Source organism: Nocardioides sp. P5_E3 (assembly GCF_054049275.1).
Genome location: NZ_JBFUMR010000006.1, coordinates 143,873 through 163,944 on the forward strand (window position 1 = coordinate 143,873; position 20,072 = coordinate 163,944).

The 20,072-nt window shown below is 71.5% G+C and carries 21 protein-coding genes; 12 read left to right on the forward strand and 9 right to left on the reverse strand.

Annotation, left to right across the window (positions count from 1 at the left end; genetic code table 11):
- Positions 1-56 precede the first annotated feature (56 nt).
- On the forward strand, positions 57-428 hold the full coding sequence (locus ACXJKB_RS05465) for an NAD-dependent epimerase/dehydratase family protein (protein WP_457186170.1): 372 nt from the start codon (positions 57-59) through the stop codon (positions 426-428).
- On the opposite strand, the gene ACXJKB_RS05470 is transcribed toward ACXJKB_RS05465, so the two are convergent.
- Positions 373-816, reverse strand: a complete 444-nt coding sequence (locus tag ACXJKB_RS05470; protein ID WP_457186172.1) for a pyridoxamine 5'-phosphate oxidase family protein — start codon at positions 814-816, stop codon at positions 373-375. The genes ACXJKB_RS05465 and ACXJKB_RS05470 overlap by 56 nt on opposite strands.
- A gap of 107 nt (positions 817-923) precedes the next feature.
- Here ACXJKB_RS05470 and ACXJKB_RS05475 point away from each other — a divergent pair, with 107 nt between their 5' ends.
- Together ACXJKB_RS05475 and ACXJKB_RS05480 are read left to right on the forward strand one after the other, a co-directional pair.
- On the forward strand, positions 924-1,757 hold the full coding sequence (locus ACXJKB_RS05475; RefSeq protein ID WP_457186174.1) for a universal stress protein: 834 nt from the start codon (positions 924-926) through the stop codon (positions 1,755-1,757).
- Between the two features lie 16 nt (positions 1,758-1,773).
- The gene (locus ACXJKB_RS05480) at positions 1,774-2,520 is read left to right on the forward strand and encodes a dienelactone hydrolase family protein (RefSeq protein ID WP_457186176.1); all 747 of its coding nucleotides are present in this window, start codon (positions 1,774-1,776) and stop codon (positions 2,518-2,520) included.
- 25 nt (positions 2,521-2,545) lie between these two features.
- Here ACXJKB_RS05480 and ACXJKB_RS05485 read toward each other — a convergent pair whose 3' ends face one another.
- Together ACXJKB_RS05485 and ACXJKB_RS05490 are read right to left on the reverse strand one after the other, a co-directional pair.
- Positions 2,546-3,670 (reverse strand): hypothetical protein, encoded by a 1,125-nt coding sequence (locus ACXJKB_RS05485; RefSeq protein ID WP_457186178.1) that lies wholly within the window; start codon positions 3,668-3,670, stop codon positions 2,546-2,548.
- A gap of 1 nt (position 3,671) precedes the next feature.
- Positions 3,672-4,034 carry a hypothetical protein gene (locus tag ACXJKB_RS05490; protein WP_457186180.1) on the reverse strand — a complete coding sequence of 121 codons (363 nt, stop codon included), beginning with the start codon at positions 4,032-4,034 and terminating at the stop codon, positions 3,672-3,674.
- Positions 4,035-4,128: 94 nt separating this feature from the next.
- On the opposite strand from ACXJKB_RS05490, the gene ACXJKB_RS05495 reads away from it, so the two are divergent.
- A complete protein-coding gene (locus ACXJKB_RS05495; RefSeq protein ID WP_457186182.1) occupies positions 4,129-4,980 on the forward strand; it encodes a hypothetical protein in 852 nt (283 codons plus the stop codon).
- Here ACXJKB_RS05495 and ACXJKB_RS05500 read toward each other — a convergent pair.
- The 6 genes from ACXJKB_RS05500 to ACXJKB_RS05525 form a co-directional block, all read right to left on the reverse strand.
- On the reverse strand, positions 4,958-6,649 hold the full coding sequence (locus ACXJKB_RS05500; RefSeq protein ID WP_457186184.1) for a copper resistance CopC/CopD family protein: 1,692 nt from the start codon (positions 6,647-6,649) through the stop codon (positions 4,958-4,960). The two genes, ACXJKB_RS05495 and ACXJKB_RS05500, sit on opposite strands and share 23 nt — an antisense overlap.
- A complete protein-coding gene (locus tag ACXJKB_RS05505) occupies positions 6,646-7,389 on the reverse strand; it encodes a YcnI family copper-binding membrane protein (RefSeq protein ID WP_457186186.1) in 744 nt (247 codons plus the stop codon). The genes ACXJKB_RS05500 and ACXJKB_RS05505 overlap by 4 nt, the downstream gene beginning before the upstream one ends.
- Before the next feature lie 59 nt (positions 7,390-7,448).
- Entirely contained in the window at positions 7,449-7,988 is a 540-nt protein-coding gene (locus tag ACXJKB_RS05510) for a hypothetical protein (protein ID WP_457186188.1), read from the reverse strand.
- 42 nt (positions 7,989-8,030) lie between these two features.
- Positions 8,031-8,435 carry a DUF1707 SHOCT-like domain-containing protein gene (locus ACXJKB_RS05515; protein WP_457186190.1) on the reverse strand — a complete coding sequence of 135 codons (405 nt, stop codon included), beginning with the start codon at positions 8,433-8,435 and terminating at the stop codon, positions 8,031-8,033.
- 17 nt (positions 8,436-8,452) lie between these two features.
- Positions 8,453-9,181: a PadR family transcriptional regulator gene (locus ACXJKB_RS05520; protein ID WP_457186192.1), complete on the reverse strand. Its 729-nt coding sequence runs from the start codon at positions 9,179-9,181 to the stop codon at positions 8,453-8,455.
- Positions 9,182-9,399: 218 nt separating this feature from the next.
- Positions 9,400-10,611, reverse strand: a complete 1,212-nt coding sequence (locus tag ACXJKB_RS05525) for an LCP family protein (RefSeq protein ID WP_457186194.1) — start codon at positions 10,609-10,611, stop codon at positions 9,400-9,402.
- Positions 10,612-10,636: 25 nt separating this feature from the next.
- Here ACXJKB_RS05525 and ACXJKB_RS05530 point away from each other — a divergent pair, with 25 nt between their 5' ends.
- From ACXJKB_RS05530 to ACXJKB_RS05565, 8 genes are all read left to right on the forward strand, one after another.
- The gene (locus ACXJKB_RS05530; protein WP_457186196.1) at positions 10,637-11,146 is read left to right on the forward strand and encodes an acyl-CoA thioesterase; all 510 of its coding nucleotides are present in this window, start codon (positions 10,637-10,639) and stop codon (positions 11,144-11,146) included.
- A gap of 160 nt (positions 11,147-11,306) precedes the next feature.
- The gene (locus ACXJKB_RS05535) at positions 11,307-12,878 is read left to right on the forward strand and encodes an LCP family protein (RefSeq protein ID WP_457186198.1); all 1,572 of its coding nucleotides are present in this window, start codon (positions 11,307-11,309) and stop codon (positions 12,876-12,878) included.
- A gap of 31 nt (positions 12,879-12,909) precedes the next feature.
- Complete coding sequence (locus ACXJKB_RS05540) at positions 12,910-13,839, forward strand: glycosyltransferase family 2 protein (RefSeq protein WP_457186200.1); 930 nt, start codon at positions 12,910-12,912, stop codon at positions 13,837-13,839.
- On the forward strand, positions 13,836-14,762 hold the full coding sequence (locus ACXJKB_RS05545) for a glycosyltransferase family 2 protein (RefSeq protein ID WP_457186202.1): 927 nt from the start codon (positions 13,836-13,838) through the stop codon (positions 14,760-14,762). The genes ACXJKB_RS05540 and ACXJKB_RS05545 overlap by 4 nt, the downstream gene beginning before the upstream one ends.
- A gap of 36 nt (positions 14,763-14,798) precedes the next feature.
- On the forward strand, positions 14,799-16,007 hold the full coding sequence (gene glf / locus ACXJKB_RS05550) for a UDP-galactopyranose mutase (protein ID WP_457186204.1): 1,209 nt from the start codon (positions 14,799-14,801) through the stop codon (positions 16,005-16,007).
- Positions 16,004-18,058 (forward strand): glycosyltransferase, encoded by a 2,055-nt coding sequence (locus ACXJKB_RS05555; RefSeq protein WP_457186206.1) that lies wholly within the window; start codon positions 16,004-16,006, stop codon positions 18,056-18,058. The genes glf and ACXJKB_RS05555 overlap by 4 nt, the downstream gene beginning before the upstream one ends.
- Positions 18,059-18,065: 7 nt before the next feature.
- Positions 18,066-18,974, forward strand: coding sequence for an ABC transporter permease (locus ACXJKB_RS05560; RefSeq protein WP_457186208.1), 909 nt, complete (start codon positions 18,066-18,068; stop codon positions 18,972-18,974).
- The gene (locus ACXJKB_RS05565) at positions 18,974-19,753 is read left to right on the forward strand and encodes an ABC transporter ATP-binding protein (protein ID WP_457186210.1); all 780 of its coding nucleotides are present in this window, start codon (positions 18,974-18,976) and stop codon (positions 19,751-19,753) included. Before ACXJKB_RS05560 ends, ACXJKB_RS05565 begins: the two co-directional genes overlap by 1 nt.
- The last annotated feature ends 319 nt before the right edge of the window (positions 19,754-20,072 follow it).

Genomic DNA, 20,072 nt, shown 5'->3' on the forward strand with positions numbered 1-20,072 from the left:
CACGGGTGCTGTCCGGTCACCACTGCGGACCCATCCACCCACGTGAAGGACACACCATGAAGATCGTCGTCATCGGCGGAACCGGCCTGATCGGTTCCAAGCTCATCGCCCGCCTCACCGAGCACGGCCACGAAGGCGTCGCCGCCGCACCCAACACGGGGGTCAACACGCTCACCGGCGAGGGCCTCGCGGAGGTGCTGGTCGGCGTGGACGTCGTCGTCGACGTCTCCAACTCGCCGTCGTTCGCCGACGCGGACGTGCTGGACTTCTGGTGGTCGCCGACGCGCGCCTCTTCACCACGACGTACGACGAGTGGCGCGCCGCGCAGGCCGCCGCGGTGTGAGCGACACCTGACCCGGCACGTGGCCCCGGTCAGTCCGGGGTCATGTGCTGCCAGGGGCGCGAGAGCTCGAAGCGTCGTCCGCTGACCTCGGTGACGTCGACCTCGACGACGTTCCACTTCTCCGAGGCCACCCACGGGCGGAGCGGGAGGTTCTCGGCGCGGTGCTCCTCGTCCTCCTCGAGACGGCGGGCTCGCCCGCGCAGCACGATGCTCGTGGCGCTCTCGCCGACGATCTCGTCGACCTCGAAGGCGACGTCCGGGTTCATCACGACCCCGAGCAGCTTCGAGCCCTCGGCGGTCCGGAACAGCAGCGACCGGCGGCCCGTGGCCGGGTCGTGGTCGACGGCGTAGTTGACGGGTGCGATGTGCACCTCGTCGGCGAGGTGGTGGGCCAGCCTGCCGAACTCGTGGCGGCGCAGGAACTCCCAGCACTCCTCGGTGCCCAAGCGGGTGATCGGCTCGTCCACGTCCATACCCGGACCGTACGGCGGGGGAGCCGGCGTCGGCAGGGTCCTTGGACCCCTCCCGCACGGGCCGTCCTCACCTGTTGAGCAGCGGTCCGGCGGCGCACGCTGGAGGCATGGACAGCTCCCGCACCCCCACCCGAAGGATCCTGGTCGCCTACGACGGTTCGGCGGACGCCGAGCTCGCCCTCCGATGGGCGGCCGAGGAGGCTCGCGCCACCGGTCGCGGGCTCCACGTCGTCACCGTCGACGACGCGATCACGTCGCCGTGGGGTGCAGCCGCGGTGCACCGCGGCGAGGACGTGCTGGCCGGCGTGGAGGAGCGGTTCGCCGACCTCGACGTCGAGCTGGAGTCCCGCGTCGGCCACGTGACCGGCGAGCTGCTCCGTGCCTCGGTCTCCGACGACCTCCTGGTGGTCGGCAGCCGGGGGCACGGTCGGGCCGAGGACCTGCTCATCGGCTCGGTCAGCCAGCACCTCGCCCGCCACGCACCCTGCCCCGTGGTCGTCGTGCGCCCCACCCACGACACCGACGCCCGCCGCATCGTGGTCGGGGTCGACGGCTCGGCGACGAGCTCGGCCGCCCTGGAGCACGCGTGCCGTCGGGCCGAGTGGAGCGGCGAGACCGTGGTGGCGCTCCACGCCTGGCGCACGCATGCCCCGTCCACCGACGTGTGGAACAGCGAGCCGAGGGCGCTGGAGGGACTCGCGCACCGGCAGGTCCTGCTGGCCGAGAGCGTCGCCGGGATGCGGGTCGACCACCCGGACGTGGTGATCGAGCAGGAGGCGGTCCCGGTCGCGCCAGTGCGGTGCCTGGTGGACGCCTCGCGCGGTGCCACGCTGGTGGTCGTCGGCTCGCACGGCCTCGGCTTCTTCGGTGGCCTGCTGCTGGGCTCGGTGAGCCAGGCGGTGCTGCAACGCGCGGAGTGCCCGGTGGTGGTGGTGCGCTGAGGGCTAGCCTCGCAGCGTGCCCACCCTCACCCTGACCATGCCCGACGGCGAGGCCGAGGCCTACCTCGCCACCGCACCGGGCGGAGCGCCCGCGCCGGGCGTCCTGTTCGTCATCGACGCGATCGGCCTCCGGCCGCGGATCGAGGAGATGGCCGACCGGATCGCGTCGTGGGGCTACACCGTGCTGGCCCCCAACGTCTTCCACCGCAACGGCACCGCGGCCGACCTGGCTCCCCACACGGACCTGCGGGAGCCCGGTGCCCGCGAGGCGTTCATGCCCGGCGCCATGGAGCGCGTCAAGGGGCTCACCACCGACCTGCTCGCCCGCGACCTGCCGGCGTACCTGTCGGCGCTGCGCTCACGTCCCGAGACCGCGGGGGAGGACGTCGGGGTCACGGGCTACTGCATGGGTGCCCGCATCGCGGTCCGCGCGGCCGGGATGGACCCGCACGTCGTCGCGGTGGGCGGCTGGCACGGCGGCGGCCTGGTGACCGACGGACGCGACAGCCCGCACCTCGCCCTGGACACGGCGCGGGCCGCGTTCGCCTTCGGGCACGCCTCCGACGACCGGTCGATGCCGCCCGAGGCCGTCGCCGCCCTCGGTGCCGCGATGGCAGACGCGGGCCTGACCGCGCTCAACGACGTCTTCCCGGGCCCCCACGGCTACTCCATGGCCGACACGTCGATGTACGACGAGGAGTCGACCGAGCGGCACTTCGAGAGCCTGCGCACGCTCCTGGGCTCCACCCTCGCGGCCCGCTGACCCGGGGTGCGCGCCCGGACCACCCCTAGATGTGCACCGTGGGCGGCGTCCAGTCGCGCCGGTTGGCGACCACGTCGTTGGCGTAGGACTCCAGGCCCTGGTGCGCGAAGGTGCCGGCGTCGGCCGGCGGCTCGGTGCGCAGGCCGTCGAGCGCCTTGCCCATCTCCTCGGCGATCCGCTTGAGGTCGTTGAGGAAGCCGTTGTGGATCTCGGAGGCGGTGGCGGCGCTGAGCACCTCCATCTCGATGCTCTTGTCCGGGATGATGTAGGTGACGAGGCCCGTGACCAGGCTGACTCCGCCGCTCACCGCCGCCGCGGGCGGGAACAGGGCGACCAGCCCGGTGACGGTGCTGACGTGGCCCAGGATGTCCTTGGCGCCGCTGTTGTCCGTCATCGCCCCCGTCGGCCAGGCGCCGCTCCGGTCCTTCCACGCCTGCCACTGCTGGAGCGCCTCCGTGACCCGGTCACGGCACTTCTCGGTCGCCTCGAGCATGTTGGTCTGGTAGTCGGAGAGGCAGGCTCCGACCTGGGCGCTGGAGGACGCGAGACGGGCAGCCGCGTGGAGGTAGAGGCTGCACTTGTCGTTGACGTCGTTCCAGAAGTCGTAGAACGACTCCGAGCTCTGGGAGGTCGCCGGCCAGTGCTGGCGCAGGTCGGCGAGCCACTGCGGCGCCTCGGGGTCGTCGGGGCTGGTCCACCCGGCGCCCGGCTCGAGCTGCCCGGCGAGCCACCGCGTCAGGTCGCTCAGCGCCTGCACGGGTGCTTCCATCGCCGAGGGGTCCGGCTCCCAGACGTCCTGGCTCGCGCTGCGGTAGACCGTGGGCACGGCGCTGTTCACCCAGCTGTCGTGGCTCTGGTTCCACGTCGTCGTGAGGGCCTCCTGCATGAGCCGCTCGCGGTCGGCGTTGGTCACCGTCTGCTCGTACCAGTCGGCGTGCGTGGGGTGCATCGCGACGTAGAGCGCCTGCGTCTCCCACGGGTGCGACCCCGGGATCTTGAAGTAGCCCGGCTCGTGGCACCAGCCGTCCTCGACGTGGCGGTTCTGCTCGCTGTCGAACAGGTCGGCGCAGGACTCGTTGCCCTCCAGCTCGCCGATGCCGTCGACGATCTCCGTGAAGAGGGGGTCCAGCTGCTCGATGAGTCCGCTCACCTCACACCTCCGGAGCGGTGGGCTCGGGGGCGAGCTCGGGGTCGCCGACGTACTGCTGGTGCTGGGCGAACCACGCCTCGGCGTCCGCGTCGACGGCCACGAAGTCGTCGGCGATCGCGTCGAGCGCCGTAGCGCTGTCGTTGAAGGTCCGGACCATCGACCGCAGGTGGACGAAGAGCTCGACCGACAGGTCGGCGAGGTCACCCGCGACCGGGTGGTTGCCGGCGAGCGCGAGCTGGGCAACGATCGGGTCGATCGCCCCCGACGCGGCGTCCGCGCGTGCGGAGAAGTCCGCAGCCTTCGCGGGCAGGACGTCGTGGGCCGCCTGGTAGATGGCGCCCATCTTCATCTCGATCACGGTCATGTGGTCCCCTTCGTCAGTCCCCGGCTGGTACGCCACTGCTACCCAGACGCGACCGGGCGAAACCAGCAGGGCGCCGTGAGGCAGGATCGTGCGCGTGAAGCCCGTCGTCTCCTACGCCCTCCCGCTCGCGCTGGCCGGCGCCCTGCTGGCGGGGTGCAGCTCGGGGGAGAGCGACGACGACGGCCAGGTCGAGGCGGGCCACACCCACGCGCCGGGCCAGGGCCACACGTCGCTGGCCGTCGGCGACGGCACCAGCGTCAGCGAGGTCGGCTACTCGCTCGCCGACCTGCAGGTCCGCGAGCAGCCCGACGGCATCGGGGAGCTGCGCTTCCGCATCGACGACCACGAGGGCGAGCCGGTCACCGACTACGTCGAGGAGCTCACCAAAGAGCTGCACCTCTACGTCGTCAACGACGACCTGACCGTGTTCCGCCACCTGCACCCCACCCGCGACGAGGACGGCAGCTGGACGGCGCCCTTCGACGTGCCGGACGCCGGCGGCTACCGGGTCGTCACGGAGTTCATCGCCGTCGACGAGGGCGGCAACGGCGACCACGTCGTGCTGGGGCGCCGGCTCGCCCTCCCGCCGGGCGACCCGGGCGACACGGCTGCCGAGGACCGGGCGGTCTCGGTGTCGGTGGCCGAGGCCCCCACGACGGGACCCAACGGCGAGCTGCGCCTCGTCGTGCGCGACGCCGCCCGCCGGCCGGTGGAGCTCGGCACCTACCTCGGGGCCTACGCCCACGTCACCGGCTTCCACCGCGAGACCGGCGCGATGGTGCACCTGCACCCGCTCGGTCCGCCCGAGGTCACCCAGGCCGGCTCCGAGCTGACCTTCCACGCCGAGATCCCCGACCCCGGCGACTACCGCCTGTTCGCGCAGGTGCGCGTGGACGGCTTCCTGCACACGGTGCCGGTGGAGCTCACGGTTCGACAGTCAGCGTGACCGTCGTGACCGGGTTGTCGAAGCGGCTGAGCTCGAGACCGACCTGCACCTCCCACTCGCCGGCACGCGGCACCACGACCTCGCCCCGGTAGGTGCCCGCGGCGATCGGCCGCACCACGACCGTGCCGAGGTCGAGGCCGTCGGTGCGCAGCGTGACCACCGGGTTCGCAGGTGGGTCGTACGGCTCGCCCGCGGCGTCCTGCACCTGCACGAGCAGCGTGTTGGAGCCGGTACGCCGTGGGTCCATCACCGCCAGCACGCGGAGGTCGCCGGCCGTGGCGACGCCGACCCCGGTCGTGCCGGACTCGGCCGTGACCGGCGCCGGGCGGGGTGACTGGTTGACCAGGAACCCGGTGACCCCGAGGAGGACGACGAGCAGCACCGCCTCGACCCGGACGGTGCGGGTGACGGCCGCGGCGGCGGCCTCGCGGTCGCCGAAGCCGGCCGCGCGCTCGACGGCCGGAAGGGTGCGCCAGCGGTTCCAGCCACCGAGGGTCGCGACCAGCAGCGCGATCGCGACCTTGGCGAGCAGCAGCCAGCCGTAGCGGGTCTCCACCAGGCCGGACCACGAGCCGACGATGCGCCAGGCGAGGAAGGTGCCGGTGGCGGCGACCGCCAGCAGCAGCCCGCCGGCGAGGGTCGAGAAGCGGGCGAGCGTGGTCGCCGCGAGGACCTCGCGTCCGGCGAGCGCCCGCAGCGACACCACCAGCCCGACGAGACCGCCGAGCCACGTCGCACCCGCCAGCAGGTGGAGGACGTCGGCCGCGACCAGCAGGAGCGAGGGGGAGAAGGCGCGGGTGTGCCCGACCAGGGACGGTCCGACGAGCGCCACCACGGCGCCGCCGACCAGCAGCCAGCCGCGCGTCCGGTCCGGCGGGGCGGTCGAGCACGACCAGGCCGCGACGCCCAGCCCGACCAGCACCAGCAGGGCGCTCAGCAGCTCGTTGCCGACCAGTCCGGGGTCGAACGCCGACACGACGTCGGTGAGCTCGAGCCCCTGGCCGTAGACCGATGCGACGGGGACCTGCAGGACGATGCCGGCGGCTCCGGCCCCGGCGGCGTACCTCAGCAGCCGGCGCAGCCGGGCACGCGTCTCGGTGCCGGCCCAGGTGCGGGGGAGGACCAGGGCGAGGAAGAGGGCAAGACCCGCCGCGAGCAGCAGCCCGACGTAGGTGACGACCGTGACGACGTCGCGGACGACGGTCACCGCGGTCGAGGAGCTCTGTGGCTCGGGCGCAGCCGTCACCGACGCGGAGGGTGCGCCGACCGAGAAGGTCAGCGCGCCCGAGATGGGGTGGCCGTCGCCGGAAAGCACGTTCCACGACACGACGTAGGTGCCGTCGGCGAGGTCGGCCGCGCCGGTGAGGTCGACGGTCACCTCCGTGCCGCTGGAGCCGGCGGTGGCGCCGACCTCGTCGCCCGCCGCGTCGTAGACGGCGATCTCCTGCGACGTCAGCCGCACCGGCTCGTTGAAGGTCAGCGTGACGGTGTCGGGGGCCGTCTCCAGGACGGAGCCCTCGGCCGGGTCGGTGGCGATCAGCTCGGCGTGCGCCGAGGCCGGTGCGGCCCCGAGCACGACGAGCGCGAGCGCGACCAGCGCGACGCCGACCCGCGCCCACCCCGGGGGGAGGGACAGGGGCCGCCGCGCCGGTCGCGCCGCGGAGGTCACGACGACGAGCGGGTCCGGGCCAGGGCGAGACCGCCGGCGGCCAGGCCGAGCAGGCCTGCCACGAGACCGGCCCACCCGAGGGCCGAGGAGGAGTCGCCCGCGTCGTCGGCCGACGCATCGGCGGAGGCGTCGGTGTCGTCCGCCCCGGCGGCGTCGTCCGCGGCGGGCTCGGCGGCCGCGTCGTCATCGTGGCCGCCGGCCTCGGCCGCCACGATCTCGAACGCCGGTGCGGGGCTCTCGAGCTCCTCGGCGTCCTGGCCGTCGGCCGGGACCTCGGTCCAGCCGGTCTCGCCCTTCTCGCAGGTCTGGATCGTCGGGAAGCTCAGGGTCTCGCCCTCGGCGTCCGGCAGCTGGAAGGACAGCTCGAAGGCGTCGCGCTCGCCGTCGGGCAGCGGCGTGCTGGCGGTGTAGACGATCGACGCGGTGCGCTCGGTCACCTCGTTGCCGTGGGCGTCGGCCACCGGCTCGTCGAGCTTCTCGATCGTCTTCTCGACGTCGTAGAACGGGTTGCGGCTCGGGGTCACCGACAGCACCGACTCCGGGACCTGGATCTCGATCTTCGTGGTGGGGGAGCCCTCGCAGCCGTGGCCGACGCTGAACGTGACGACGGTGTAGGCGCCCGCCGCGGCGGTCGACGGCGTGGCAGTGACGTGGGCGCCCGCCGGGGCGGCGAGCGAGAGGGCGATGGCGGCGGTGGCGGCCGGGAAGGCGCCGAGGCGTGCGAGCGTGCGGATGGACATGTCTCTCCTGGGTGTGGTGCGGGTCTGGGGGTCGCGTGACCGCCTGGACCCGGACGGGCTCAGGCGGACAGGACCGCCAGCGGCGGACCGCGCCGCGGGGAGACGAGCAGAAGGACGAGCGAGGAGCGCGTGGTGGCGCCGGACGGCCGCCGTGGCACGCGGGTGCGGACCGGGACGGGCGGGTGCGCGTGGACCGAGACGGCGTACGACGCCGCGAGCCGGCCGGCCCACCACAGCACGGCCGTCAGCAGGGTGACGAAGGCGTGGGCACCGACCATCTGCCACGACCAACCCGGGTCGGGTGCGGCCGCGGCGGCGTGGTCGTGGGACGCCACGAGGCCGAACGACTCGTGGACGCCGAGCTGGGCCGCGGCCACTGCGGGCAGCAGGGCCCACCCAGGCACGCCGCGCCGGAAGACCAGCACGCTCGCGCCAAGGACCACGGCGGCGACCAGCGCCAGGCCGGGTCCGGTGGGCACGGCACCGCCGGCCCAGGTGTGGGCCGTGGTCGCGCCGGTGACGGCGACGGTCGTCGCCGCCACGGCGCGGGCGAGGGCGTACGGCGCATGCGCGCGCACCACCCTCGCCTCCCAGGTCACCGGCCCATCGTCCCAGACGGGACCGCCCAGCGGGTGGCTGGTCTACCAGCCGTGCGGCCGCCCGTGGCGCCGGTAGTCGGCGCGGCCCGGCGGGGGCGGCGCCCACGGACCGCGACGGCGGTGCGCGAACCACATCAGCGGGAAGATCAGCAGGAACAACGGCGCGTCAGCGATCACGCTCAGCACGATCAGGAAGGCCAGCACCGGCAGCAGCGGGAACTTGCGCCGCGAACCAGGCCTGCCGGGTGAACGCGCGATCGTTCGCGGCGGCGGCGCGGCCTGCGGGCGGGGCAGGTCGTTGAAGAGCACCGCCAGGTCGGCGCGGGTCCGTGCCGTCCAGATGGCGTCCAGCCGCTCGTCGTACTCCTCGTGCTCGAGGCGCCCGTCGGCGTAGTGCATCGCGAGGTCGGCCATCGCGCGCTCGCGGTCGCTGTCGGCGATCCGCATGCGCGGATCGGGCGCGTTCATCGCTCGCCGTCCCGTCCGTCCGCGAGGATGCCGTAGAGCCGACGGCGGGTGTCGACGAGCACGTCGAGGGCGGCCTTCTTCTGCTGCTCCGAGCCCTGGGTGGCGAGCTGCCAGACGGCGCTGACGACCTGCCCGATCTCGCTCTTGATGTCGGCGTGGCCGGAGGGCTGCTCCGAGGGGACCTCCTCGGTGCGGGCGAAGGGCGCCCACACGGCGGCGAGGTCGGTGCCGTTCTCCTCGGCCCAGGCGGCGCCCGAGTCGGTGAGCCGGATCGTGCGTCGCCCGCGCTCGTCGTCGGACTCCACGAGGCCCTCGTCCTGCAGCTGCTGGATGGTCGGGTAGACCGAGCCGGGGGAGGGGCGCCACTCGCCGTTGCTGAGCTCGGCGATCTCCTGGATCACCTGGTAGCCGTTGATCGACTCGTCGGCCTTCCGGGCGCGGTGCAGCACGTCGATGATCGCGGTGCGGACGTCACCGCGGCGCACCCGCGGGCCGCGCTGCGTCGGACGCTGCGGGGCGTTCGCAAAGCCGAAGATCTCGCCGAGCCACGGCGGGGGACCGCCGGCGCGGCGGCCGCGGCCGCCTCCGGAGAGGGCCTGGCCCCAGCTGGTCCAGTCGTTGCCGGGCGGGCGGCGGTAGTCGCGCTCGCTCCGGTCGCCGCCGCCGTTGTTCGTGCTGTCGTCGTGACTCTCGGGGTAGTCGGCTCCGGGCCATTGGTGTCCCATGGGGTGCTCCCTTGTGTGGTGGAGATGGTGGGGTGGAGATGTCTGGTGGGGCGGTACGTCGTGGACTATCGGTGACGTATCGCGATATATCGTGATCCTACGCCGGGGTCGACGCCCGGACAAGGGAAATAGTGGTGACGCACGAGCGGTGGCCCAGCCACCCTCCCGGAGCACGGGACGTGGCTGGACCACCGCTGGGGGTCGAGCAGGGGCGACGCCTACTGGCGGGCGCGGCCCGTCGGCGTGCAGGCCTTCTTCGGCACCGTGGAGTCGTCGATGATCGCGTTGAACAGCGCGGGTGCCCGGTCGGGGTCGGCGACGATCCGGTTGGGGTCGCTCGGCGCCGGCAGGTTGGGCATCGTGCAGGTCTGGCTCTCACCCGTCATGGCGAGGGCGAACCTGCCGAGGTCGAACGGGTTCATGTCCTCGTCGATGCGGATCGCGCCGGTCGCGGCGTCGTTGATCTGCCAGTAGCGCACCGGGTTCACGAAGGTCCACGGCGAGAGCGCCTCGTCGCCGATCGCGCTGATCACCTCGCGCTGGCGGGCGACGCGGTCGAGGTCGCTGAGCGCCGTCACGTGCCGCGAGCGCGAGTACGCCAGCGCGGTCTGGCCGTCGACCTCCTGGCACCCCTTCTTGATGTCGAGCCGCGCCATCGGGTCCTTCATGTCCTGCTTCGGGCAGATCTCCACCCCGCCGAAGGCGTCGACGGTGTTGATGACGCTGCCGAACCCGAGCTCGACGTAGTGGTCGATGTGGATGCCGGTCAGGGCCTCCACCCGCTGGACCAGCAGGGGTGCGCCCCCGCTCGCGAAGGCGGCGTTGATCATCTGCGTGCCACCGCCCGGGACGTCGACGAGGGTGTCGCGGGGGATCGACATCATCGTGCGGCCGCCGGAGCCGGTGTGGAGCACGATGATCGTGTCGGTGTTGGTGCCGCCGCGCTCGCCGGTCTGCAGCGCCTTGCGCTGCTCGTCGGTGAGGTCGTCGGCCTTGTCGGAGCCGACGATGAGGTAGTTGGTGCCGGGCTGGTCGCCGGGGCGGTCCCCGCTGGGAGCGGCGTCGACCTTGTCGATCTTCGTCCAGTGGTAGAGCGGGACGCCCAGGAGGTAGACGAGCAGCAGGATCAGCACGAGGGGGATGAGGCCGAGGCCCAGCCGGCGGCCGCGCTTCTTCGTCTTCTTCGGTCGCGGCGGCGGGGCCGGAGCCGGTGTACGAGCGGGGGTGGGCGGCTGGCCTCCCGAGCCGCGTGCCTCGCGGCGGGCGACCGGCATCACCCGGGTCTCGTCGGGGCGGCTGCCCTGGGGCTGCTGCGCCTCGACACGCTGCGTGGCGTCGCTCGGCGGATTCTTGGACTGGCTCCCGTAGAGCCAGTCGTACTCGGGTGTTCCCTTCTCGGGCACCCCGGAGCCCTGCGGACGATCAGCCATGGGCGATGACGCTACCGTGCGGGGCATGAGCGATCCCAGCCAGCGAGGACGCCCCACGTCGTACAGCCGGGTGAGCCTCGGGATCATGGCCCACTCGAGCGAGGCCAACCTGCTGGGCAACGTCCACGGCGGCGAGATCATGAAGCTGGCCGACTCCACGGCAGGCGCCGTGGCGCACCGGCACAGCGGCGGGCCGGCGGTCACCGCCGCGATGGACGAGATGACCTTCCTCGCACCGGTCCACGTCGGCGACATCATCAAGACCTACTCCCAGGTCAACTGGGCCGGGCGCTCCTCGATGGAGATCGGGGTGCGCGTGGAGGCGCAGCCGTGGGGCAATGCGAGCGACGAGCCGGTGCACGTCGCCAGCGCCTACTTCGTCTTCGTCGCCATCGACGAGGAGGGGCACCCGCGCCCCGTGCCGCCCCTGGAGACCGAGACCGCCGGTGACGTACGACGCCAGCGCGAGGCCGAGATCCGCCGCGCGCACCGGCTGGCGCGCAAGACGGAGATCGACCAGGGCCGCGAGGCGTGAGCGGAGGCCAGGGCGACTGGAGCCACGTCCGCACCGAGCGGCTGTGGCTGAGGCGCGGGGATCGACAGTCTGAGGACTGCGGCGAGTCGCGACCGGGTGGGACGGGTGTGACTGGTGATACTGGGCGGGCTGACTTCCCCCAGCAGAGAGAGGCCCCCCGATGCCGTCCGTCCCGCCCCCCGGGTCGCACCAGCAGCGGTTCACCACCGTCGACCGCGCCCAGCGCGTCCGGTTCCGCCGCGCGGTGACGCTGATGCTGATGACCCTGTTCCTCCCGGGATCGGCACAGTTGGTGTCCGGCAACCGCAGGGTGGGCCGCATCGCGCTGTGGACCTGGCTCACGCTGGCCGCCGTCGGCGTGCTCGCGATCGTGACGTCGTACTTCTGGCACGGGCTCGCGTTCTGGGCCGGCACCAGCACGGTGCTGCTGCAGGTCCTTCGGCTCGGCCTGATGGCGCTCGCCGTCGGCTGGGCCTACCTCTTCGTCGACGCCTGGCGCCTCGGCCAGCCCCTGACCCTGCAGCGCCAGCACCGGCTCGCGATCGTGGGCGTCAACGGCTTCCTCTGCTTCAGCGTCGCCGGCGCGCTCCTGTTCGGCGCCCACGTCGTCAGCGTCCAGCGCGACTTCATGATCTCGATGTTCGGCAACGGCGAGGCGGTCGGCGCCCACCACGGCCGCTACAACGTGCTGCTCATGGGCGGCGACGCGGGAGCCGGCCGGTGGGGCCTGCGGCCCGACTCGATGACCGTGGCGAGCATCGACGCCGAGACCGGCAAGACGGTGCTGATCTCGCTGCCGCGCAACATGCAGAACTTCCCGTTCCCCGACGGCTCGGTGATGGAGAAGCAGTTCCCCGACGGCTTCGACGAGGAGGGGATGTACCTCAACGGGCTCGCCACCTGGGCGCTCGACCACGCGTCGCTGTTCGAGGGGTCGAAGAACCCCGGCGTCGACGCGACCATCGAGGGCGTCGAGGGCATCACCGGCCTGAAGATGAACTACTGGGCCATGGTCAACCTCGAGGGTTTCAAGGACCTTGTCGACGCGGTCGGCGGGGTGGAGCTCAACGTGCGCCAGCGGATCCCCGTCGGCCTGCCGAGCGACTCGTTCTTCCGCTACATCGAGCCCGGCACGCGCACGCTGAACGGCATGGACACGCTGTGGTTCGCCCGCGCGCGTCACGACTCCGACGACTACTCGCGCATGGCCCGCCAGAAGTGCGTGATGAGCGCGATGCTCCAGCAGGTCAGCCCGCAGGTGGCGCTGCGCAACTTCGAGAAGATCGCCGGCGCCGGCTCGGCGATGGTCTCCACCAACGTCCCGCGCGGCGAGGTCGACCGCTTCGTCGACCTCGCTCTTAAGGCCAAGAGCCAGAAGATCGCCTCGCTGTCGCTGGTGCCGCCCATGATCAACACGGCGAACCCCGACATCGACCTGGTCCACGCCAAGGTCGCCGCGGCCGTCGCGAAGGCGGAGGGTCGTGCGCCCGAGAAGCCCGTCGAGACCGCCGAGGCCGCGCCGGCCGACACCGAGTCCAGCGAGTCCACCGACACCACGGGGGACGAGGCGACCACGGACGCCGCCGACGGGGCAGCGGACCAGGGCGCTGCCGCGCCGCCGCCCGCCCCGACGTCGCCCAGCACGCCCCCGGCCGTCACCGGCGGGTCGCTCGGCTCGCTGTCCACGGGCTACGCCGCCAACCAGTCGGAGGACGTCGGCGCGGTTTGCTGAGCGCGCCCGTGCCGCCCCTAGTGTGTACGCCGTGACCACCGGACCCCTGCCTCGCATCGTCGCGGTCGTGGTCACCTTCAACCGCCTCGGGCTGCTCCAGAAGCTCGTGGAGCGCCTCGGGCAGGTCGACGGCCTGGCCGAGGTGCTGGTCGTCGACAACGCGTCGTCCGACGGCACGGGGGAGTGGCTCGCGGCCCGCCCGACCACCGGCGAGGTGCCGCTCAGCGGACGCACCCTGACGACCAACCGCGGCGGCGCGGGCGGCTTCCACGACGGGCTCGCGTGGGCGATCGACCGCGACGCCGACCTGGTGTGGCTGATGGACGACGACGGCCTGCCCGACGTCGACTGCCTCGACCAGCTGCTCGTGGAGTCCGACAACCTCGACTTCTGGGGCCCCCTGGTGGTCGACGAGGCCGACCCGGACCGCCTCGTGTTCCCCATCCGCCTGCCCGGCAGCACCCGCGTCGTGCACGCGGTGGACGACGTGCGCCGCGCCGCGACGAAGGACCGGATCGACGGGATCGTGATCCCCTTCAACGGGGTCCTGGTCACCAAGGAGCTCGTCGACCTGATCGGCCTGCCCCGCGAGGAGTTCTTCATCTGGGGCGACGACCACGAGTACCGCCTGCGCGCGGAGGAGGCCGGGGCCCGCGTCGCCACGGTGGTCACCGCGACGGTGCGCCACCCCAGCGTCGGCAACCTCGGCACGCCGATGATGTTCGGCAGCACGACCTACAACGACTCGCCGAGCGACCTCAAGCACTACTGCATGGCCCGCAACAACCTGGTCAACCTCCGCGACTACCGCGGCCCGCTTCACGCGCTGGCCTTCGTCGTGAAGACCGCCTGGTTCTACACCTTCACCCGACCGAGCCTGTCGCGGCTGCGGCTCAGCGTCGGCGCCATGCGGGCCGGCATCGCCGGTGACTTCGACGGCCACCGGAGGTTCCTGTCGTGACGACCCCGACCGCCCGGCCGACGGAGACGGTGGCGGTCGTCGTGGTCACCTTCAACCGCGCCGACCTGCTCGCCCGGCTCCTCGACGGCCTCGCCGCCCAGACGCACCGTCCCGACGCCGTGATCGTGGTCGACAACGCGAGCAGCGACCACACCCGGCAGGTGCTCGAGTCCCGCAACGACCTCCCACTGCACGTCACCTGGAGCGAGGAGAACCTCGGCGGTGCCGGCGGCTTCCACCTCGGCGTGCGAGCGGCGTACGACGCCGGGTGGGACCGCGTCTGGCTCATCGACGACGACGTGGTGCCCGCTGCCGGCTGCCTCGAGGCGCTGATGGCCGTCGACGAGGACTGCCTCATCGCGACCCGCGAGGACCTGTCCGGCGCGCTGGTCGAGAAGGCCGCCGTCGAGTTCGACCTCCGCAACCCGCTGGCGATCAAGCCGAAGCGGTCCACCGTCGACAGCACCTACGCCGACCGTGCGGCGATGCCGGAGCTCGTCGAGGTGCACAACGTCGCCTTCGAGGGCTTCATGGCCCGCCGGAGCGTGGTCGAGGAGGTCGGCTTCCCCGACCCCTCCTTCTTCATCTTCTACGACGACGCGGAGTACGCCGTCCGCGCACGCCGGGCCGGCCACCGGATCTGGGCGGTGCGCGACGCCGTCCTGGTCCGCCAGCTCGACTTCAACCAGCAGCACGACCTGTCGGGCTGGAAGGGCTTCTACATGTACCGCAACCTCTTCGTGGTGCACCTGCGCCACGGGGAGAACGTGCTGGTGCGCCTGAAGCCGTGGCTGATCACCCTCGTCGTGGTGCTGCTCAGCCCGGTGCGGGGCGGGCGGGCCGAGGCCCGCAACGTGATCCGCGCCATGGCCTCGGCGCGGGGGATGCGCCGCCTGACGGCTTCCGCACGCCCCCCTCGATAGACTCACCCCGCGTTTCTCACCCAAGGAGTTCATCCCTTGTCCCAGGGCCCCACGAACGACACAGAGCAGCTTCCCGACCTCGTCATCGTCGGCGCCGGGCTGTTCGGTCTCACGATCGCCGAGCGGTGCGCCGAGGAGCTCGGTCTCCGCGTGCTCATCCTCGAGCGTCGCCACCACCTCGGCGGCAACGCCTACTCCGAGCGTGACCCGGAGACCAACGTGGAGGTGCACAAGTACGGCGCGCACCTCTTCCACACCTCCAACGAGCGGGTGTGGGAGTACGCCAACCGGTTCACGTCCTTCACCGACTACCGGCACAAGGTGTTCGGCAAGTACCAGGGGCAGGTCTACTCCCTGCCGCTCAACCTGGCGCTGATCAACCAGTTCTTCGGCAAGAGCCACACCCCCGACGAGGCGCGCGCGCTGATCGCGGAGCAGTCCGCCGAGTTCGACACCGCCTCGGCGACGAACCTCGAGGAGAAGGCGATCAGCCTGATCGGCCGCCCGCTCTACGAGGCGTTCATCAAGGGCTACACAGGCAAGCAGTGGCAGACCGACCCCACCGAGCTGAGCGCGGACATCATCACCCGGCTCCCGGTGCGCTACACCTTCCAGAACGGCTGGTTCAGCGACACCTACGAGGGCCTGCCCGTCGACGGCTACACCGCGTGGCTGACCCGGATGGCCGACCACCCCAACATCGAGGTCCGCCTCGAGACCGACTTCTTCGAGGTCGCCGACCACTACAAGGGCAAGGTGCCGATCATCTACACCGGCCCGGTCGACGAGTACTTCGGCAACTCCGAGGGCCGGCTGTCGTGGCGCACCGTCGACCTCGAGGAGAGCGTCGTCGAGACCGACGACTTCCAGGGCACCGGCGTCGTCAACTACAACGACCAGGACGTCCCCTACACGCGCATCATCGAGTTCAAGCACTTCCACCCCGAGCGGGAGAAGACCCACCTGCCCGGCAAGAGCGTGATCGTCCACGAGTACAGCCGCTTCGCCGAGGAGGGCGACGAGCCCTACTACCCGGTGAACACCGCCGACGACCGCGCCAAGCTGCTCAAGTACCGCGAGCTGGCCAAGGCCGAGCCGATGGTCCTGTTCGGCGGCCGCCTGGGCACCTACAAGTACCTCGACATGCACATGGCCATCGGGGCCGCCCTGTCGATGTACGACAACAAGCTCAAGCCGCACTTCACCGAGGGCGCCGAGCTGACGAGCGGAGGCATCGACGCATGAGCACCACGTCCACCGTCACCCGGCTGCTGCAGCGGCAGATCATGCCGATCGACCGCGACACCGACGTCTTCCCCCTCTACGTCGACCTCGAGGAGGCCAAGCTCGACACCGACCGCCACGCGGTCGGCGGCGACAAGGCGGCCAAGGACCTCAACAACGCGGCGATCCGCCAGTCGACCTCCACCGGCAAGAAGCTGCACCCCGACCAGATCCGCTCGCGCACCGCGCTGGAGCTCCGGCCGTCGCAGCCGCTGTCGTTCGGCACCTACTTCAACGCCTTCCCGGCCTCCTACTGGCGTCGCCACACCGTCGTCACCGACGTCGACCTGACAGTCGAGGTCGTCGGCGCGGGCTCCGTCGTGACCGTCTACAAGTCGATGGCCCGCGGCCACGCCCAGCGCGTGGAGTCCGCGACCGTCGAGGGGGAGGGGCAGGACGCTCGCGGACTGTTCTCCTTCTCGCTGCCGCTCAAGCCGTTCGTCGACGGCGGCTGGTACTGGTACGACGTCGTCGCCGGCGACCACGGCGCCACCGTCGAGGGGGCCGAGTGGACCGCTCAGGTCCCGGCCGACCGCGCCGAGCACGGCACGGTCGACGTCTGCATCACCACGATGCTGCCCGACATGAGCGCCCAGCTGCTGGGCCAGCTCGGCGACGCGGAGGAGCTCCAGCCCTACCTCGACACCGTGATGGTGATGGACCAGGGCAAGGACAAGGTCACCGACAGCGAGTACTTCCCGGCCGCCGAGGCAGGCCTGGGCGACAAGCTGCGCGTGATCGTGCAGGGCAACCTGGGTGGGTCCGGTGGCTACGCCCGCGGTCAGCTCGAGAGCGTCCGGAAGGGCACCGCGACCTACGCGATGATGATGGACGACGACGTCGTCTGCGAGCCCGAGGGCATCATCCGCGCGGTCACCTTCGGCGACCTGGCCAAGCGGCCGACGATCGTCGGTGGCCACATGTTCAACCTCTTCAGCCGCTCCGAGCTCCACTCGTTCGGCGAGATCGTGCAGCCGTGGCGCTTCTGGTGGCAGACCCGCCTCGACGGCTACAGCCAGTGGGACTTCGCTGCCCGCAACCTGCGCTCCTCGCGCTGGCTCCACAAGCGCGCCGACGTCGACTTCAACGGCTGGTTCATGTGCCTGATCCCGCGGGTCGTGCTGGAGGAGGTCGGCCTGTCGCTGCCGGTCTTCATCAAGTGGGACGACTCCGAGTTCGGCCTGCGCGCCAAGCAGGCCGGCTACCCGACGGTGTCCTTCCCGGGCGCTGCGGTCTGGCACGTGCCGTGGACCGACAAGAACGACGGCGTCGACTGGCAGTCCTACTTCCACCACCGCAACCGGATCATCGCCGCCCTGCTGCACTCGCCCTACGAGCGCGGCGGCCGGATGGTGCGCGAGAGCCTCAACCACCAGGTCAAGCACCTCGCGTCGCTGCAGTACTCCACCGCGGAGCTGCGCCACCTCGCGATGGAGGACGTGCTGCGGGGCCCGCACGCCCTGCACGGCGAGCTCGCCACGAAGCTGGCGGAGATCAACGCGTTCCGCAAGCAGTTCTCCGACGCCCAGCTGCACACCGACCGCGACGAGCTGCCGCCGGTGCGCCGCAAGAAGCCGCCCAAGAAGGGCAAGTCCGACATCGAGATCCCCGGTCGCAAGGCCACGCTGCTGGCTGCCGGCCTCGCGCCGCTGCGCCAGCTGCGCCCGGTGCGCGAGATGGCCGAGGACTACCCGGAGACCGAGCTGACCGCGATGGACGCCGGCTGGTTCAACCTCGCGAAGTACGACTCCGTGGTGGTCTCGATGAACGACGGCTCGTCTGTCGCCCTCTACAAGCGCGACCCGGCCCACTACCGCGACCTGCTCAAGCGCACGATCGAGATCCACAGGCGCTTCCGTCGCGAGTGGCCGGCCCTGGCCCAGCAGTACCGCGACGCCCTCGGCGAGATCACCTCTCCCGAGGCGTGGGAGAAGACCTTCGCCCCCTGGACCGACCCGGCGGACCGCCCTGCGGAGACCCCCGCCGACGGTCCGGCGAGCAAGACCGAGTGAGCCGCCCGTGAGCACGACAGCATCGGGCCCGACTCGGCCCAGCACGTCCGAGCTGGAGGCCCTGCCACTGGCCCCGCCAGCGGCCACGGGCCTCGGCGAGGTCGTGCGCCGCCGCTACCTGCTCAGCATGCTGGTGCGCAACACCATCAAGTCGCGCTACCAGGGCACGGTGCTGGGCTGGTTGTGGAGCTACCTGCAGCCGGCCATCCGGTTCTGCATGTTCTACTTCCTGTTCCAGGTGATGATCGGCCGCGGCGCCGGGATGGAGAACTTCGCCATCCACCTGTTCGCCGGCATGGTGGTCGTGCACTTCTTCACCGAGACGTTCAACGGCGGCACCCAGTCGTTGGTCCAGAACCGGTCGCTGATCACCAAGCTGCCCGTGCCGCGCGAGATGTTCCCGGTAGCGCGGATGCTCGTGGCCGGCTGGCACACGATCCCGATGCTGGTGATCCTCGTGATCCCGTGCCTCTTCCTCGGCTGGACACCCGACCCGGTGGGGATGGCGGCGGCGCTGCTGGGCTTCACGCTCACGGCTGCGCTCGGGCTGGCGCTGGGTCTGCTCTTCAGCGTCGGCAACGTCTTCATGCGCGACATCGGCAAGGTCGCGCAGACCCTCACGCAGTTCGTCACCTTCAGCGTGCCGATGATGTACCCGTACACGCTCGTGCAGGAGCGCTTCGGGGAGCCGATCGCGAGCTACTACCTGCTCAACCCGATGGCGGAGGCGGTCCTGCTCATCCAGCGCGGCTTCTGGACCGGCACGACCAGCGACCCCGAGGCGACGGCGGCGGTGAACCTGCCCGACCACCTGTTCACGCGCGGCCTCGTGATGACGGCCATCGCGCTCGTGCTGCTGGTGATGTCGCAGCGGATCTTCGCCCGCCTCGAGTCCAAGGTCCCGGAGCGTCTTTGATGACCACCATGATCTCGGTGGAGAACGCCACCAAGTCCTTCACGCTGTCCTACCAGCGCTCGCTCAAGCAGACCGTCCTGGCCAAGGCCCGCGGCCGCAAGACGAGTGACAGCTTCAACGCCGTCGACGACGTCAGCTTCAAGGTGCACGAGGGGGAGGCCGTCGGCCTGATGGGCCTCAACGGCTCGGGCAAGTCGACGCTGCTCAAGCTCATCAGCGGCGTGATGCGCCCCGACTCCGGCGCGGTGCTCACCCGCGGCCGCATCGCGGGGCTCATCGCGACCGGCACGGGCTTCGACAACAACCTGAGCGGCCGGGAGAACCTCTACCTCAACGCGGCCATCCTCGGGATGTCGCGGGCCGAGACCGACCGCAAGTTCGACGAGATCGTCGACTTCGCCGACCTGGGCAAGTTCCTCGACACCGACGTGGCCTACTACAGCTCCGGCATGAAGGCCCGCCTCGGCTTCTCGGTCGCGGTCAACGTCGACGCCGACATCTTCATCGCCGACGAGGCGCTGGCGGTGGGGGACCGGCCGTTCAAGCGCAAGTGCAAGCGGCGCATGGACGAGATCGTGAAGTCCGGCGTGACGATGTTCTACGTCTCGCACGCGCCCGGCTCGGTCCGCAACCTGTGCGACCGGGTCCTGGTGATGGAGAACGGTCGGCTCGGCTTCGACGGCGACGTGGAGGAGGGCATCCACTACCTCCACTACGACGAGGGCGACGAGGGCGACGAGGACTCCGGCGAGGACGACGGCCTCGGCGCCGACATCTGACCACCAGCCACCGAGCGGTGCGTGAGCCACATTCCCGGCCTCTTGGGTTCAAGGTCTGGATGCAACACCTCGTGATGAAGGGGTGTTTGTGATGGCGGCTCGGCGGGTGTTTCCGCAGCAGGTTCGTCGTGAGTTCTGGGGTCTTGTACGCGGGGGGCTGACGGTCGCGGAGGCGGCGCAGAGGGTTGGCGCGTCGCGGTTCGCGGGGATGGATTGGTACCGCGAGCGTGGTGGGGTGATGCCCCCGTGCGATCCGCCGGCGAGACTCAGGCCGCGTCTGAGTTTCGAACAGCGTGAAGAGATCGCGGTGCTCCATGCC

Coding starts and splice junctions, on each gene's coding strand:
- ACXJKB_RS05465 (WP_457186170.1), top strand. CDS start 57: ATGAAGATCGTCGTCATCGGCGGAACCGGCCTGATCGGTTCCAAGCTC.
- ACXJKB_RS05470 (WP_457186172.1), bottom strand. CDS start 816: ATGGACGTGGACGAGCCGATCACCCGCTTGGGCACCGAGGAGTGCTGG.
- ACXJKB_RS05475 (WP_457186174.1), top strand. CDS start 924: ATGGACAGCTCCCGCACCCCCACCCGAAGGATCCTGGTCGCCTACGAC.
- ACXJKB_RS05490 (WP_457186180.1), bottom strand. CDS start 4,034: ATGACCGTGATCGAGATGAAGATGGGCGCCATCTACCAGGCGGCCCAC.
- ACXJKB_RS05505 (WP_457186186.1), bottom strand. CDS start 7,389: ATGTCCATCCGCACGCTCGCACGCCTCGGCGCCTTCCCGGCCGCCACC.
- ACXJKB_RS05515 (WP_457186190.1), bottom strand. CDS start 8,435: ATGCGGATCGCCGACAGCGACCGCGAGCGCGCGATGGCCGACCTCGCG.
- ACXJKB_RS05520 (WP_457186192.1), bottom strand. CDS start 9,181: ATGGGACACCAATGGCCCGGAGCCGACTACCCCGAGAGTCACGACGAC.
- ACXJKB_RS05525 (WP_457186194.1), bottom strand. CDS start 10,611: ATGGCTGATCGTCCGCAGGGCTCCGGGGTGCCCGAGAAGGGAACACCC.
- ACXJKB_RS05530 (WP_457186196.1), top strand. CDS start 10,637: ATGAGCGATCCCAGCCAGCGAGGACGCCCCACGTCGTACAGCCGGGTG.
- ACXJKB_RS05535 (WP_457186198.1), top strand. CDS start 11,307: ATGCCGTCCGTCCCGCCCCCCGGGTCGCACCAGCAGCGGTTCACCACC.
- ACXJKB_RS05555 (WP_457186206.1), top strand. CDS start 16,004: ATGAGCACCACGTCCACCGTCACCCGGCTGCTGCAGCGGCAGATCATG.
- ACXJKB_RS05565 (WP_457186210.1), top strand. CDS start 18,974: ATGACCACCATGATCTCGGTGGAGAACGCCACCAAGTCCTTCACGCTG.